Raw genomic sequence first — 16209 nt, 5'->3', positions numbered from 1 at the left:
CTCATATGATTGTTAAATGGCTCCTGTCATTTTCAAAACAATGTCTGCAACAAGAGCGGAGAATATAAAGGTTCCGGTAATTACAAATAAAGTGATCAATACCAGCTTCCATCCCATTTTTGTAAAATCCTTTAAATCTTTTCCCAGAGAAATACCGGCAAATGCACCAAGTGCTGTAGCCGGAGCTAAAAATGCAACAGGAGTTGTAGTTACAACTACGATATCTTTTACCGGCGAAACAGGACATGCAAGAAGCAGCCCGAGAAGGGATACATACATCATAGAAGGAAGCTTAACAAATCGGCTCATAAATTTACTTATAGTAAGACCGATAAGAGAAATAGCACTCAGTAAAAGAACTCCAATAATGGAATCTTTTACAGGCATTTTGTAACCAATTATATTTGTAAGTATTATAATCACAGACACCATGAGAAGCAGTCCAAGCTGCTGTACGAAGTATTTTCTGACCATTTATTTAACCTCCTGATTATTTTTGCGTCCAATCTTAGGCTCTAAAATTGCGTATAATTTTTTGGCAAGAGGAAGGCCTACGAAAGTACCCATGTAAATTCCGGTAATACCGGTCAGCATATCACTGGCACCACCCATAATCATAATATTTTCTGCCTGCTGTGGGTATATTTCACCTAATGTTCCGGCAGCAGCAGTCATCATGGATCCACTTCCTACTCCACTGGCCATACCAAGAGCAATAGGATCGAAAATATTCCAGGAAGCTACAACGCTTGCAAGAATGCTGATAAATACTGTTCCGATTACAGAACCTACGATATAAACTGCAAAGGTTCCTTTTGTTTCCGGAGCGTCCGGTCCAAAAATATCTGTAGTTAATCCAAGGTTTGAATCACGGTTAATTGAGTAACATGCACCAATAGATTCCTTCTTTAAACCAAGCAATAATGCGAGAGGCATAGATAAAAGAATCGTTCCAAGGTTTCCGAATTCCTGAAGAAGTAATGCAGGACCCACTGAAACCAGTTTTGCAAGATTTGCACCGGAAGAAATGCCCATTTTAGCCATAAAAGGTGCTAAAACCACAAGGACCAGACTTCCGCCTATTTTACATTCCTCAGTTTTGAATACTTTAAAAATATCCGGCCCTAAAAGCCCTCCGAATATGACGGCAAACACCATCGGAAACAGAGTAAGTGTACCAACGCCAATGTTAAGCTTAACGGTTCCGATCAGATCACAGACTGCGGAAATGACCAGAGCGGCAAGGTAAATTTTCCAGTACTTTTTGATGACAATCTTTAGTTTTTCCATATAAGAAACTCCTTACTTTTTTTCTGTGCAGGTGCGTAGTAATTTACGTTGTAAGTATAACATGAGAGCTGGTTTCTGCGAACATACAAAAAAGCGATGGGAAGCCATCGCTTTTTTCACTATATCAAGAAAGGGGTTTTCTCACTGCATTATTTTTTTATAAGAAAATCGTCGGATCTTTATTTACATAAAAACAGCTTCATTCTGCATTAAAAGCTCCACAAAACGGCTGGCGGTATCAGAAAGTGTATGCTTTTGACGCAAAATCCATCCTATCTCAAGGCGAACTCCGTTTTTGACAGGCAGAGAAATAATGTCGCTGTAATTACTATCAAAAGATCTGTAACCACTTCCAATAGCAAATCCATGGCAATAACGCATAGCAGAATAGGAAGCTGCCCGGTCAGAAACATGGATTATTTTTTTTACCTGATAATTTGGAATGATAATATCAGTATAAACAGGGTTCGTGTCAGGTGAACGATCATAAGAAATAAAAGGATATTGTATCATTTCTTCAATATTAATTTCCTGGCTATTGGCAAGTGGATGGTTTTGGCATATGTAAGCATGAGCTGTCTGATAAACAATGTGATTAAAAATAATACCACGATTTCTTAATTCCTGAATCATCTGTCCTTTGCTATGCTCTGTGAAAAAAATAATTCCCAAATCGTCCAGTCCCCGTTCTACGCGATCCAGTACTTCTGAGGTACGGCATTCATAAAAACCACAGTGATAGGAACCATAGCGTTCATTTAACTTATTGATGACAGAAATAAAAGAGGCCATGCCGCAAATGTGATGCTGGGCAGAAACGGACAGACCTAAAGGCCGTTTTTTGGAACCGTTATATTTCTCATCCAGGTAGTCAAGACGGCTTAGAATTCCCTTAAACTCAATTAAAAGCTCTTCGCCGCTTCTGGTAAGACGTACGCCTGTGCTTTCTCTTATAAATGCGGTAATGTCATATGTGTTTTCTATTTCCTTAATAGCGCTGGAAATGCTTGACTGAGCTGTAAACAAACGCTTGGCTGCTTCACTGATAGAGCCGGACTCAGCTACGCTGATAAAATATCTTATTTGCTGCAGTGTCATATAAGGTCTCCTTTCTAATAGTTATCATTCTTGTTTCCTATGATAATGTGTTTCGGGTTCAATGTCAAAATGCTAAAATGTACAAAAACAGATACAAAAATTTAGAGAAAATTACAGTATTGCATTTTTGATGAATAGAATACATGGTAAATACATCAGATGAATTCAAAGGAAAAATGGAAGAAACAACTTTTGTGGCAGATCCAATGAGACTGATGATCGCTGCGGCGGTCGGAATCGTAGTTCTATTGGTGCTGATCATCAAATTTAAGCTTCATCCGGTTTTTGTCTTGGTTATTCATTTCTTTGCTTGGGTTCGACTCATAAGAAAAAGGAAAACAATACAGATGATAAATAATTTCCTGCTTGTATTGCTGGAAAATAGGGATTCATCGAGTCCTTTTGTGATTTGCAACTGCTGGTTGACAGATTTACAGCCTGAAATGGTGGAATGCAAACAGCAAAACGGTTATATTGAGCTCATAAAATCTGCAAAAGGAGAAAAAAATGATTTTAGCTGATAAGATTACAGAGGAAAGAAAAAAGAATGGATGGTCACAGGAAGAACTAGCCAATCAGTTGGGCGCATCCAGACAGGCAGTATCTAAGTGGGAAAGTGCAGGAGCTGTTCCAGATTTGCAAAGAATTTTACAGATGTCGGAGCTATTTTGTGTTAGTACAGATTACCTATTAAAAGATGAAATGAAAGCAGAAAATATCACCTATCACGAAAGTACTGAAAGCTATGCAGAACCGTTGAAAAAAGTAACTATGGAGAATGCAAATGAATTTCTTGACATGAAAAGAAATGGATCCAAAGTAGTGGCAAACGCAACAAGTATGTGTATCTCAAGTCCAATATTATTGATTGTTCTTGTGACAATGGCAGAAGATGGCGTATTTCATGTTTCGGAATCTCTGGCAACAGTATTTGGATGTGTTTTTTTGCTTGGAATGGTTGCGGCAGCCGTCTTTTTGTTTATTACATATGGAATGCGAGAATCACATATGGAACATTTTGAAAAAGAGTGCTTTGAAACAGAGTATGGTGTATCTGGAATAGTACGAGAAAAAAAAGATTCCTATGAACCGATTTTTATCAGAGGAACAGCTGTTTGGGTAGTGCTTTGTATACTGGCAGTGATTCCGACAATTATTGCCGGATCCCTGGAAACGTCTGACTATTACTGTGGTCTTTCCGTTGGATTACTGCTATTCATACTTGCAATAGGAGTGAATCTGTTGGTTCGTGTTGGGATGGTAAAAAGCAGTTACGATACCCTTCTTCAGGAAGGCGAATATACAAAAGAAGAAAAATTGTTTAAGAAAAAGACTGACACGTTTTCTGGTGTATATTGGTGCTTGACTACAGCGATTTACCTTGCATGGAGCTTCTGGACGATGAGCTGGGATATTACATGGATTGTATGGCCGGTTGCAAGTGTTTTGTTTGCAGCATTGCTTGGTGTGGTGAAAATGGTGTTAAAGAATGGCAGTGAAACTCAGCACTATATTTAAGATGGAGTTAAGTTTATTTTCCGCATATTATACTCATCCAGAAATTTCAGTTTTTCGATATGATAAAAACTAAATAAAACAAGTATTTCAAGATGCCTTCGTATGATTCAGTTCCATACGGAGGTTTTCTTTTTGCCATTTTCTTATTTTGACAAATATTTACTAAGACATGTTGTATAAGCTTCTTTCCAGATTGGGATATATAGAGGAGTAAGTACTCTCCTTCTATATGAAAGAAAGAGGTAATGAACGATGTCAGAAAAAAGATGTTATACAGCGAAAGATTTACAGGAAATTTTAGGAGTGAGCAGACCATCTGTTTATGATCTTTTGAAGAAGAATGAATTTCGTTGGATTTTAGTTGGAGGCAAATACAGAATTTCTAAGAAAAGCTTTGATGCCTGGCTTGATGAAAATGAAGAATCTGAGTAAAGCTCTCTTTGTGGTCGAAATGATTTTACCATCATTGACAGACTAAAATTATTTCGCAAAATGCGTTATATTACATGAAACAGAAAGGGGGATATGGCTTGTGATCAGTGAACAGATGGATGCAGAATTTCATGAAGTCGCAAATGAGATTGCAAAGAATAGTCTTTATCAAAGAAAAGAATCAGAAGAACGAACAATCATGACGGTCCATGAAATGGGTGATCTGCTTGGAATAAAGAAGACGGATCGCTACTGGCTGCTTCATAAAGGATTTTTCAAAACAAAAGTTGTATTGGGAAAGACTTGGATTGATATTGCCAGCTTTGAAAAATGGTATGCCAATCAGGTGAAATACAAAAAAGTAAATGGCGATGAACCGGGGAAAGAATTGAAAGCATGGTCTTATTCCCCACAGGAGTTAGCACAGGAACTTGGTGTCACAGACAGTGTCTTATACGACATCTTAAAACGTGAAAATATTGAAACTGTTACGGTGGATTATTGGAAGCGTATTCCCAAAGAAGCATTTGATAAATGGTATGCCAGCCAGTCACGTTACCGAACCAGAGCTGATCGTGAAAAAGATTTGGCTGCAGAAGCTGCAACAATTACGATGCCGGAAATGGCACGATTACTTGGGACTACACGAAGTACCGTTTATTCCATTTTGAATAATCCCAATTATAAAGAGTTCTTTGATTTTGTGGTAATTGCAGATAAGAAAAGAATTACGAAAGAAAGCTTTCAGAGATTTTTAGACGGACAGGATCGATATCACTTGGATGCCCGCAATGAATATACAGAAGTTGCCGCAGAAGAAAATATGGCACTGGCAGATTTCAGAAGAAAGAATCTCTTCAAGTCCGGTGTTCGAAGAGGAAATGGAAATAAAAACTATTTGACCAGAGCAGAAGCTGCTATGCTTGCGAAAGTGTCAAAGCCGACCATTGATTATTGGGCAAATAAAGGGCATTACAAAATTTTAAAAATTGGAGAGTTGGTTCGAATACCTAGAGCAGAATTTGAAGATTGGTTAAATTACAGAGAGAATATGGAGGCGAAATAATACATGGCATCAATTAAAAAAAGAGGTAATAAGTTTTGCGTGATTTACCATTACAATGACAATGAGGGGAAACGCAGACAGAAATGGGAAACATATGACACGAAGGCAGAGGCAAAGAAAAGAGCGAAAGAGATTGAATACCGAGCTGAGATGGGAATCATCTCTGTTCCAAAATGCAAGCTGCTCAAAGAACTGATTGAAGAGTATATCGTATTATATGGAAAAGATAAATGGGCACTATCTACATATGAAGGTAATGTAGGCTTGATTCGGAATTATATTATCCCTATTATTGGAGATACCAAACTGTCAGAAATCAATACCCGATTTATGGAGAAGTATTACCAAACACTGCTGAAAACACCTGCAGTAATCAATCCGATCTTTGGAAAAAGATTAAATGAAACGGTAGGCACAAGTACTATTCGAGATATCCATAAGCTTCTTCGCAGTGCTTTTGATCAAGCTGTAAAATGGGAGCTTATGGAAAAGAATCCTTGTATCCATGCGACAGTTCCAAAGCATAAAGCAAAGAAAAGAGAAATCTGGACAGCAGAACAATTAATGTACGCAATCGAAGTATGTGATGATGAATTTACAAAACTTGCATTGAATTTGGCATTTGCCGGATCACTTCGTATTGGTGAACTGCTGGGTCTTACATGGGATTGTGTAGATATCTCTCCGGAAGCAATCCAAGAAGGAAGAGCCTACATATATGTGAATAAGGAGCTGCAGCGTGTTTCAAAAGAAGCTGTTAAGGAATTAGATGGAAAAGATGTATTATTGATTTTTCCGGAAGAAAGCAAACGTTGCAAAACCGTTCGTATCTTAAAAACTCCAAAAACTGATAGTAGCGTAAGAAAAATCTTCTTACCAAAGAGTGTGGCAATGATGCTCATAGACTGGAAAAACTCTCAGAAGGAAATCAAAGAAGTTCTGGGGGAAGAATATCAGGATTATGGACTGATCATGGCTACTTCTTATGGACTTCCTGTCAGTGGATCTTTTGTGAGAAAGGGATTAAAAAAGCTGATTGAAGAACACGATCTTCCCCCTGTTGTGTTTCACAGTATAAGACATACCAGTGTTACTTACAAATTAAAACTCAATGGCGGAGATATCAAAGCTGTTCAGGGGGATTCCGGTCATGCTCAGGTCAATATGATCACAGATGTTTATTCTCATATCATAGATGATGACAGAAGAAGAAATGCGGAATTATTTGAAGATGCTTTCTATAATAAAAAGAACTTAGATCCGCAGCTGCATGAAGCACAAGCAGCTAATACAGTGCAGGTACCGGACGGGGTGGATGCCGAGCTGCTATCAAAAGTATTATCTAATCCTGAAATGGCTGCTCTTCTATCCTCTCTTGCAAAGAGTATGCAGAAATAGTTGTGGACGAAAGTTCTTAACAAATTAGTATTCTTGTAGTATAATAAATCTGTAAAAAGAATGATTCGAAAAATTGAATATTGTTTCACCATTTCCGTTTTGTCAGAGGTTTCCGGTGATCGATATTTATGCTTTCGAACTTTCTCGTGAACATTCCCCAAATGGTGGCAAATGCCAAAGGTTTGCTAACAAAATGGGGTGTACAGCTAATAACAAAGAATAACAAGGATTGTCTCGGACGGGATTCGGAACCGAAAAAAGCCTTGATTTTACTTGACTTAGGAGCACTTCGCTTAACTGTGTTTGACACCGTAGCGTGGTGCTCCTAAGCGGTAGGTCGGGTGTTCGAATCACCTCGGGAACGCCAAAAACTCCGCCGGAAACTTAAGTAAAATCAAGGGTTTCCGGCGTTTTTTCATTTTTACAGAAAAAGAGAAAAATCGTAAAATTCACAGATTTTCATTAGCAAATTCTCCGTCAGCTAATGGAAATTAGGACTAATGTCGTCCGCCTTTCAGGTGTACGGTTTGCTAATAAAAATTAGCAGGATTTTCGCCATTTTGCTAATGAAAATGCCCTCTCTGCTAATGGGACAAAAAAACGAGCAAAATTCTTGCTAATGAACAAGGCGGTTGTTACCCTGTTAATTTGTTCATTTATGATTGGTCACGCAGAAATCGCAAACTATCTCTATCCCCTTTCCTATAATATAATTGCGGTAACAGGAGGTGGTTGTTTTGAAAGAACAGAAATATCATTTATATCTTTCCGATGACGAATACAGGAGAGTGATGCAATCACTTATCCGTTTGAAGAACAGCCTGATAGCACAAGGCAGATACACCGATGGTGTTGACGATGTTCTCTGTATGGTAATTTCAGCCAAGAAAAGAAAACTTAAAATCAAATATAGATAAGCAAAAAAAGAGACCGCCTACACTATGTAAGCGGTCTTTGATTATATACCGTCACTCCGACAAACTGAAAGTTGTTTATTAAACCTTTTTAACCATAACCAACAACATCATAGGTCTACGCATTTCATTACACATTCCCGGCATACCCATCATATCTGCCGGAGGCATTGCTTCCTCAATAGCCTCAATTTGAAAACCACATTTTATAAGTGGATTCAATATCTGCGTTAATGTGTGGTGCTGTTTAATTACTCGTTGACCAAGAAAATTGGTTTCTCTTTCGCCTGTGTAATAGTAATTGTCGATTGGCCAATATTTAGGTTTCCCATTTTCATCATAAATCCAATCCTCATTAACACCTGCGGTGAAAGTCGGATGTTCAATATTGAATAGGAAATACCCACCTACTTTTAATGTGCAATACACCTTTTGATAAACATTAGCTAAATTTTCGATATAGTGCAGTACCAGGTTAGAAACAACTAGGTCATAAGTATTTTCAGGATAAATGTATTCTTCAACACCGCAAACTTTATACTTGATTTTGTCATCAGAGTTATCAGCCACTGCTTTTGCAATCATTTTTTGACTACTATCAATACCAAGAATTTCAGTAGCTCCCATTTGTGCGGCATATTTGCAATGCCAACCGTAACCACATCCTAAATCCAAAACTTTTTTTCCCTGTAATTTAGGGAATAACGGTTGCAACTGATGCCACTCTCCAGCAGCTTTCAGACCATCTTTGCTTCTTCCCATTTCCGCATATGCGGCAAAAAATTCACTATTATCGTAAATATTTCTCATTGATAATTACCTCCACAACTTCCGGTTTGTCTTACTCTTGATTCTCCATTATACATCAAAATTATGAATATTTCTACCCGCCGTCTTTTTCGCTGATAACAGTGAGAAAGACGGCTTTTTTGTTTGCAAAAAAATTTTTTCAAGAAATTTTGAAAAAACACCCCCCAAAAACGCTCTCCCATTTCAAACAAGTGAAGGGGTTAATTCCGAACCACGAAAATGGAAGCCTTTCACTTGTACTTTGACAACTGAATAAGTCATTCACTAAGACTTTATTTCTGATGATTTTAGCCACCTTATCGGGTACGCCGAGACTTCTGCATTGCAGAACAGCGAGAATTCCCGGTATAAGTAATAGGTTGCCCCTGTTACGGCGATGACAGTCAGAAGGATAATGATACTTCTCTACGGAGCTGGCGGAGTACCCGGCAGAGGTGAAATTCCTATGATACAGATTAGCAGTCTGTTCCTTAGTGACTTCCCGTGAGCTTTTTGCTTGGCAAGGGGTGTTGAGAACAAATATTGCCCGACCGGTTAGGAAATGAGCCGGTCAAGTACATAGCCATACTGCGATGGCTATGAATTTTACGAAAGGAGGACGCACAAAGTGTCGAACTGCAAAACGATTGCGATATGCAATCAAAAAGGCGGAGTTGGAAAGACGACCACTACGGTAAACCTCGGTGTCGGTCTTGCAATGCAGGGAAAGAAAGTATTGCTCATTGACGCAGACCCACAGGGCGACTTAACCACCTGTCTCGGTTGGCAGGATACGGATAACTTGGGTATCACGCTTGCAACGAAACTCACAGATGTCATAAACGAAACGATGAATGACCCTACGGTCGGTATTCTGCACCACGACGAAGGTGTTGACCTTGTTCCGGCAAACCTTGAGCTTTCAGCAATGGAGTTTAACCTTGTCAACGCAATGAGCAGAGAAACGGCATTGAGAAATTATCTCAGCGAAGTGAAGGACAAATACGACTATATCCTTATAGATTGTATGCCTTCTCTCGGAATGGTTACAATCAATGCTCTATCTGCGGCAGACAGCGTTATTATTCCTGTTCAGGCTCAGTATTTACCGGCAAAGGGTATGACGCAGCTCGTACAGACCATTTCACGAGTAAAGAAGCGTATCAATCCGAACTTAGAGATTGACGGTATGCTTCTCACTTTGGTGGATAGCCGTACCAACCTCGCCAAAAGCACGGTGGAAGCTCTGAGAGAGAACTTCGGAAGTCAAATCAAGATGTATCGAACATATATCCCGATTGCCGTAAAAGCCGCAGAGACTTCTTCCAAAGGCAAGAGCATTTTTGCCTATGAACCGGGCAGCACGGTGTCAAAGGCATACACCGAATTTACAAAGGAGGTGTTAGCCGATGGCAGGAAGAAAGAGCGACTTCACTCTCACGAAGCTCGATGACTTATTCTCAACGCAGGAACAGAGAGATGAAGAAAAGCTTTCAAAAATCCGAGATATTCCCTTGGCTGAAATTGACGATTTCCCCGACCACCCTTTTAAGGTGCGTGATGACGAGGATATGGCACAGCTCATTGAGAGTATTAAGGAACGAGGGGTTATTACTCCGGCGACGGTAAGGCAGAAAGAGGACGGCAGATACGAACTCATTTCAGGACACAGACGAAAGCGAGCCTGTGAGCTTGCCGGGTTTGATACGCTCCGTTGTGAAGTCGTTGAACTGAACCGAGACGAAGCCACAATTTTAATGGTTGAGAGCAACTACCAAAGGTCGCAGATACTTCCCTCTGAAAAAGCCTATGCCTACAAAATGCGTTTGGAAGCAATGAAAAGGCAAGCAGGCAGACCGAGTAAAGAAAATGGTGTCCCAGTGGGACACGATTCTTTGGTGGGTAAATCAAGAGAACTGTTAGCGGCAGAAGGTCAAGACAGTAATACGCAAATTCAGAGATATATTCGCCTTACAAACCTTGTTCCTGAACTTTTGGAATATGTTGACGAGGGGCGAATTAAAATGCGACCGGCGGTTGAACTGTCTTTTCTCGATGAGGACAGTCAGCGTGATGTGGTTGATGAAATCGACCTGAACGACGCAACTCCGTCCCACGACCAAACAATCCGTATGCGAAAGTTCTTTGAGGAGGGCAAGCTCACAACCGAAGCAATCCAAGCGATTATGTCGGAGGAAAAACCAAACCAAAGGGAGAAAATTGTTTTGAGGGGCGACAGGGTTCGACAGCTTATCCCGAAAAATATTCCCATAAGCCAAACGGAGGATTTTGTGTGCAAGGCATTGGAGCATTACAACAAGTTTCTGCGAAGCAGAGCCGACCGTGACAGCCGATAGCCTTCCCCCTTTCTCACACTCTAACCCCTATATATACCGGCTATTTACCTGCTGAAAAATATACTCTATCTCCCTTGAGTATATCTATCTCTAATAACATATAGCTGTCTATAAAAGGGTTCGCACATTTGGAGCAAAAGCAAAATGTCTGCTACGATAAAAAGTTCAGCTATTCGCACCTTTGATGTTTTTTACCTGATTGAGTACGATTAAGGCAGAAAGGAGCGATGGATATGAAAAACAGGCTGATACCTTGTGTTCTTGCCTGCCTGATGATTTTTCTCGTAGGTTGTACCGGTAACACAGCCAAAGAAGCTGCACAGGAGATTACGAAAACAGAGACTTCTTTTCCGGCTGGTAATGCTGAAACAAACTCTCAGGAAGATACGGCAGAAGAACTGGAAATCACGACAGTTCAGGAAGAAACACCGATTACGGCAGAAGAAAGCCAGTCAACCGCTGAAAGTCAAACGGTTACGACGGTTCAGACAAAACCGGCGGAAGAAAAACCGGCTGAAACTCCTGTAACTGAAAAGCCAAAGGCTGAACCACCAAAGCAGACAACCACGCAGGCTGAACCTGAAAAACAAACGGAGCAGCCAAAAGAACAGACAACTGCCGAACAAAAGCCGGTTGAAAAGCCGACTGAGAAGCCGGCAGAACCGAAACCGACAGAGCCGCCCAAGCAGACATTCGATGTCAGCCCTTATGTAAGTTACGCAAAAGAGTATGCGGTAAGCATAGGGCTTTCTCTTGACAGCACGGCGACAGAATGTTGGGACAATCCCATATCCGCAAATCCTAACCGAAGCGGTATCAAGTCTGATATTGAAAGCAGACTGAACCGATACAAGAACAGCGAAGGCTTTACCGCTGTGTGGATATGGACAGAAAAGCTATCCGATACGGAGTACAACATCTATATCGGCTACTGCTAAAACAAAATAATTTTAAGCAGACGCACTGAGTTAAATCGGTGCGTTTTTGCATTTCAAGGAGGAAAACGCAATGGTTAAAACAAAATTCAAGAAAGCCGTCTCGCTTGTGTTAGCGGCGGTTATGAGCCTTACTGCTTTTATGGGCATTGGGGCAACGACAGCCTTTGCAGCCGTTGGAGAAAAAGCCGATGTGTACCTTGTCGATTATCCCCGAAGCGGAGATACCAATAACAACGGCGAATGGGGACACGGCAATCTCAACTATATGAACGGTTGGAAAGGCTTGTCCACGAAATACACGGGACTTCGTGCAATGGGTTCGTATTCGGGTAATATCGCCTACTGTATTGAACCGGGTACAGGTCAGCGGACTGGAGATACTCTTACTGAAAAGGACGAGAACTTCTTCAATAATATCAGTCCGAACGGTACTATTTCCGGCGATGATATTCGCCTGCTTATCGGTCGTATCTTGCAGTACGGCTATCGTGGAGGTATTTCGACAAGCTGGAAGTCGCAGAACGAAAGCGACGCAAACTGTATCGCACACGCTTATGCCACTCAGATTTTGATTTGGGAAACGATTGTCGGTGAAAGAGACGCAAGATTTAATCACGTTTCTACCGGCGGGTATAACGCTGTGCTTGAATGTGTAAGCTCTGCACACCCACTCCGCAGTAAAATCTTGTCTTACTACAACAGTATGGTAACAAGTGTTCAGAATCACACCAAAGTGCCGAGCTTCTGCACAAGGTCAAGCGGTTCTGCAAAGGTACACGAGCTTGAATGGAACGGAAGTAAGTATGTTGCTACTCTCACCGACACAAACGGTGTGCTTGGCAACTACAACTTCTCGGCAAGTATTGACGGTGTTTCGTTCTCTGTCAGTGGAAACAAATTGACTGTTTCTATGGATAAAGCTCCGAGCAAGGAATTTACCATCACAGCCGCAAAGAAAAACGGTGTCCGCAGAGGTGTAGTTGTATGGTCTGATGGTATCCATCAGAATGGCAACGGTATTCAAGATGTGGTCACTTATGCTCAGGAGGTCAGCGACCCTGTCAGCGGCTTTGTCAAAATGAAGGTCAGCTACGGCTCTTGTCAGATTGTAAAGACAAGTGAGGACGGAAAGGTTGACGGCATTCAGTTTACCATCAGCGGTAACGGCGTCAATCAGACTGTAACGACTGCAAACGGCGGTAAGTTCCAGCTTGATAACCTTATGCCCGGTGTTTACACGGTCACAGAGCAGTCTATTGACAAATATGTACCGCAGGAAATTCACAGAGTAACTGTTGTTGCTGGTCAGGTGTCCAAGGTCAATTTCAATAATGTTCTCAAGAGAGGTAATCTTCAGGTAATCAAATCCTCCGAGGATAATCTTGTAGAAGGCGTTACCTTCCACCTTTACGGCACTTCACTTTCGGGCATTGCCGTAGATGAGTATGCCGTAACAGATAAGAACGGTGTTGCTTCTTTCAATGATGTGCTTATTAGCGGTACTACCCCTTACACTGTTGAAGAAGTGGATACGGCTATCCGTTATGTTGTGCCTGAAAATCAGACCGCACCGATTAACTGGAAAGATGTTACAACCCGCAATTTTACGAACATTCTCAAAAAGTTTTCCGTCACTGTAACAAAGAGCGACCGTGAGGAAGGAACACCGCAGGGCGACGCTACCCTTGCCGGAGCAGTTTACGGTATCTATAAAGGCGAAACCCTTGTGGACAAGTATGTAACGGATAAGAACGGTCAATTTACCACAAAGGAATATATCTGTGATGACGACTGGACAATCCGTGAAATCACTCCGTCCGAGGGCTATCTGCTTGATACCACAATCCATAAGGTCGGTGCAGAACCGCAGCTTTATACGGTGGAACACAATCAGACAGCAAATGATGTTACCGAACAGGTTATGAAAGGCAATATCGCTATCATCAAGCATACCGATAACGGAGACACTCAGATTGAAACACCCGAAAACGGAGCAACTTTTGAAATCTATCTCAAATCTTCCGGCAGTTTTGACGCAGCAGAAGAAGATGAAAGAGATGTCATTGTCTGTGATGAAAACGGCTTCGGTCAGACAAAGAATATGCCGTATGGTGTATATACCGTTCATCAGACCGCAGGCTGGGAAGGTCGTGAGCTTATGAAAGACTTTGATGTGTTCATTGCTCAAAACGGACAGACCTACCGCTATCTTATCAACAACGCAAACTTTGAAAGCTATATCAAGGTTGTCAAGGTGGACGCAGAAAGCGGTAAAAACATTCCGTATGCCGGTGCAGGCTTCAAAATCTTTGACCCTAATGGTAATCAGGTAACAATGACCTTTACTTATCCTACCCCGACAACGATTGATACTTTCTACACCGACGCAAACGGACAGCTTGTTACACCGGAGAAACTGGAATATGGCAAGGGATATTCCCTTGTTGAGGTTCAGGCTCCTTACGGATATGTGCTTGACAGCACACCGGTGTACTTTGATGTGGCAGAGGAACATTCTTCCGATGAGGGTGGTATTACCGTGATTAAGGTCGATAAGCCAAATATGGCACAGAAAGGTACTGTCAGCATTGAAAAGATCGGCGAGGTATTCTCAGGGGTAAATATCTCCGGAGAGGAAAACGCCGATGTGATTTATCAGCCTGTCTATGAAGTGAAAGGTCTTGCAGGTGCGGTTTATGAGATTACCGCAGCAGAAGATATTATCACTCCTGACGGAACACTCCGTTATGCAAAGGGTGAGGTTGTAGATACTGTTACCACATATGAAAACGGACTTGCCAAGAGTAAGGAACTTTACCTTGGCAGATATACGGTAGTTGAAATCACCGCACCGGAGGGTATGGTTATTAACAAGGAAGCACACGAGGTCGAGCTTACCTACGCAGGTCAGGAAGTCGCCGTGACCGAAACGGCAACTAGCTTTGTAAACGAGAGACAAAAGGTTACGGTAAGTCTTGAAAAGGCTATCGAAAAGAACGACATCTTCAATATCGGCAACGGCGATGAAGTGAAGAATATCAGCTTCGGACTTTTCGCTGCTGAGGAACTTGTTTCAGTAAGCGGTACTTCTATCCCGGCAGACGGTCTGATTGAGATTATCTCTCTTTCCGAGAACGGCAAGGCTGTTATCAAAACCGACCTTCCTTTCGGAAGCTACTATGTAAAGGAGCTTGCCACCGACGAGCATTATATCCTTTCCGACAGTAAGTATCCGTTTACTTTCAGCTATGCGGGACAGGATACCGAAACAGTTGAGATTGCAGTCAATGAGGGCAAGCCGATTGAAAACAAGCTCATCTACGGTTCTGTCTCCGGTAAGAAGATTACCGAAAACGGCGAAGAACTCGGAGGAGCAGTTATCGGACTGTTTAAGGTTGATGAAACAGAATTTACAAAAGAAAATGCTTTGATGACTGCTACCTCTGAAAAAGACGGTAGTTTTTCTTTTGAGAAAGTACCGTATGGCAACTGGCTTGTAAGAGAAATTGAGCAGCCGAAGGGTTTTGTGCTTGATGAAACTTCTTATGAAGTTAAAATCTCCGAGGTCGGTCAGGTCATTGAGGTTGAAATCGTCAATGAGTATGTTCACGGCAATATCAAGTTGACTAAGGTTGATGAAGATTACCCGGATAACAAGCTGACAGGTGCAACCTTTGAGGTTTACAAAGATGTGAACGGCGACGGTAAACTGGACGACGGTGACGAGCTTATCGGTACGCTTACTGAAACAACTACGGGTATTTACGAGATGAAGGAGCTTCTTTACGGAAAATACCTTGTAAGAGAAACCAAAGCACCGGAAGGCTTTGAACTTGATAAGGGTGTGTACTCTGTTTTCATTGAAAAAGATGAAACCACATACGAGGTAGAAAACAAAGCCGGCGCCGGCTTTATTAACACGGCAATGAAAGGAAACCTGAAAATCGTTAAGACTTCCTCTGACGGTAAAGTTGAAGGCTTCACTTTCAGAGTAACGGGAGTAAACGGTTACGACCGTAGCTTCACGACCGATAAGAACGGCGAAATCATTATCGAGGGACTTCGTATCGGAGATTACACCATTTCCGAGGTTCAGGATTCTGTCTCTGCTTCCTATGTGCTTCCTGCGGATAAGATTGCAACCGTAAAGGTTAGCTCTACTACCGTTGTGGAAATGCACAATGAACTGAGAGACACGCCAAAGACCGGAGATAACAGCAATGTCGGCTTGTGGACTGCACTTGCGGGGCTTTCTGCCCTCGGCATTGTAGGCACAGCCATTGTTGCGTACAGAAAAAAGAAGAAGGAGGACAATGAGTAATGGACGCTAAAACAATCGTAGCAGTTGTATTGGTCGCCTTTATTATCGGCGGCTTTATCTTCTTGCAGATTAAGAACAGAAAGAAATA

General features: G+C 41.5%; 14 protein-coding genes. 10 read left to right on the top strand and 4 right to left on the bottom strand.

The window, feature by feature from the left end:
• Positions 1 to 12 precede the first annotated feature (12 nt).
• The 3 genes from DS742_RS06030 to DS742_RS06020 form a co-directional block, all read right to left on the bottom strand.
• The gene (locus DS742_RS06030) at positions 13 to 474 is read right to left on the bottom strand and encodes a hypothetical protein (protein ID WP_117416098.1); all 462 of its coding nucleotides are present in this window, start codon (positions 472 to 474) and stop codon (positions 13 to 15) included.
• Positions 475 to 1290 carry a DUF3100 domain-containing protein gene (locus DS742_RS06025; RefSeq protein ID WP_021925174.1) on the bottom strand — a complete coding sequence of 272 codons (816 nt, stop codon included), beginning with the start codon at positions 1288 to 1290 and terminating at the stop codon, positions 475 to 477. It lies immediately after the preceding gene.
• Between the two features lie 183 nt (positions 1291 to 1473).
• The gene (locus DS742_RS06020; RefSeq protein ID WP_117416097.1) at positions 1474 to 2388 is read right to left on the bottom strand and encodes a LysR family transcriptional regulator; all 915 of its coding nucleotides are present in this window, start codon (positions 2386 to 2388) and stop codon (positions 1474 to 1476) included.
• 176 nt (positions 2389 to 2564) lie between these two features.
• On the opposite strand from DS742_RS06020, the gene DS742_RS29415 reads away from it, so the two are divergent.
• The 6 genes from DS742_RS29415 to DS742_RS05985 all read left to right on the top strand — a co-directional run bounded on the left by DS742_RS29415 (position 2565) and on the right by DS742_RS05985 (position 7719).
• Entirely contained in the window at positions 2565 to 2909 is a 345-nt protein-coding gene (locus DS742_RS29415; protein WP_242996403.1) for a hypothetical protein, read from the top strand.
• Positions 2896 to 3906: a helix-turn-helix domain-containing protein gene (locus tag DS742_RS06010; RefSeq protein WP_117416096.1), complete on the top strand. Its 1011-nt coding sequence runs from the start codon at positions 2896 to 2898 to the stop codon at positions 3904 to 3906. Before DS742_RS29415 ends, DS742_RS06010 begins: the two co-directional genes overlap by 14 nt.
• 252 nt (positions 3907 to 4158) lie before the next feature.
• On the top strand, positions 4159 to 4338 hold the full coding sequence (locus DS742_RS06005; RefSeq protein ID WP_117416095.1) for a helix-turn-helix domain-containing protein: 180 nt from the start codon (positions 4159 to 4161) through the stop codon (positions 4336 to 4338).
• A 100-nt stretch (positions 4339 to 4438) separates the two neighbouring features.
• Positions 4439 to 5404: a helix-turn-helix domain-containing protein gene (locus DS742_RS06000; protein WP_242996402.1), complete on the top strand. Its 966-nt coding sequence runs from the start codon at positions 4439 to 4441 to the stop codon at positions 5402 to 5404.
• A 3-nt stretch (positions 5405 to 5407) separates the two neighbouring features.
• Entirely contained in the window at positions 5408 to 6802 is a 1395-nt protein-coding gene (locus DS742_RS05995; RefSeq protein WP_117416094.1) for a tyrosine-type recombinase/integrase, read from the top strand.
• Positions 6803 to 7539: 737 nt separating this feature from the next.
• Complete coding sequence (locus DS742_RS05985; protein WP_117416092.1) at positions 7540 to 7719, top strand: hypothetical protein; 180 nt, start codon at positions 7540 to 7542, stop codon at positions 7717 to 7719.
• A gap of 78 nt (positions 7720 to 7797) precedes the next feature.
• Here DS742_RS05985 and DS742_RS05980 read toward each other — a convergent pair whose 3' ends face one another.
• Entirely contained in the window at positions 7798 to 8526 is a 729-nt protein-coding gene (locus DS742_RS05980; RefSeq protein WP_117416091.1) for a class I SAM-dependent methyltransferase, read from the bottom strand.
• Positions 8527 to 9133: 607 nt separating this feature from the next.
• Between DS742_RS05980 and DS742_RS05975 the strand changes: the two genes are divergently transcribed.
• The 4 genes from DS742_RS05975 (at position 9134) to DS742_RS05960 (ending at position 16121) form a co-directional block, all read left to right on the top strand.
• Positions 9134 to 9958 carry a ParA family protein gene (locus tag DS742_RS05975; RefSeq protein ID WP_117416090.1) on the top strand — a complete coding sequence of 275 codons (825 nt, stop codon included), beginning with the start codon at positions 9134 to 9136 and terminating at the stop codon, positions 9956 to 9958.
• On the top strand, positions 9915 to 10862 hold the full coding sequence (locus tag DS742_RS05970; RefSeq protein ID WP_117416089.1) for a ParB/RepB/Spo0J family partition protein: 948 nt from the start codon (positions 9915 to 9917) through the stop codon (positions 10860 to 10862). The genes DS742_RS05975 and DS742_RS05970 overlap by 44 nt, the downstream gene beginning before the upstream one ends.
• 233 nt (positions 10863 to 11095) lie before the next feature.
• Positions 11096 to 11800, top strand: coding sequence for a hypothetical protein (locus DS742_RS05965; protein ID WP_117416088.1), 705 nt, complete (start codon positions 11096 to 11098; stop codon positions 11798 to 11800).
• Positions 11801 to 11870: 70 nt separating this feature from the next.
• Entirely contained in the window at positions 11871 to 16121 is a 4251-nt protein-coding gene (locus DS742_RS05960) for a SpaA isopeptide-forming pilin-related protein (RefSeq protein WP_117416087.1), read from the top strand.
• Positions 16122 to 16209 lie beyond the last annotated feature (88 nt).

It is taken from the genome of Lacrimispora amygdalina, from assembly GCF_003432035.1.
Lineage (GTDB): Bacteria > Bacillota > Clostridia > Lachnospirales > Lachnospiraceae > Lacrimispora > Lacrimispora amygdalina.
Note: the sequence above shows the minus strand (reverse complement) of the source record. Positions and strands in the feature narration are given on the sequence as shown.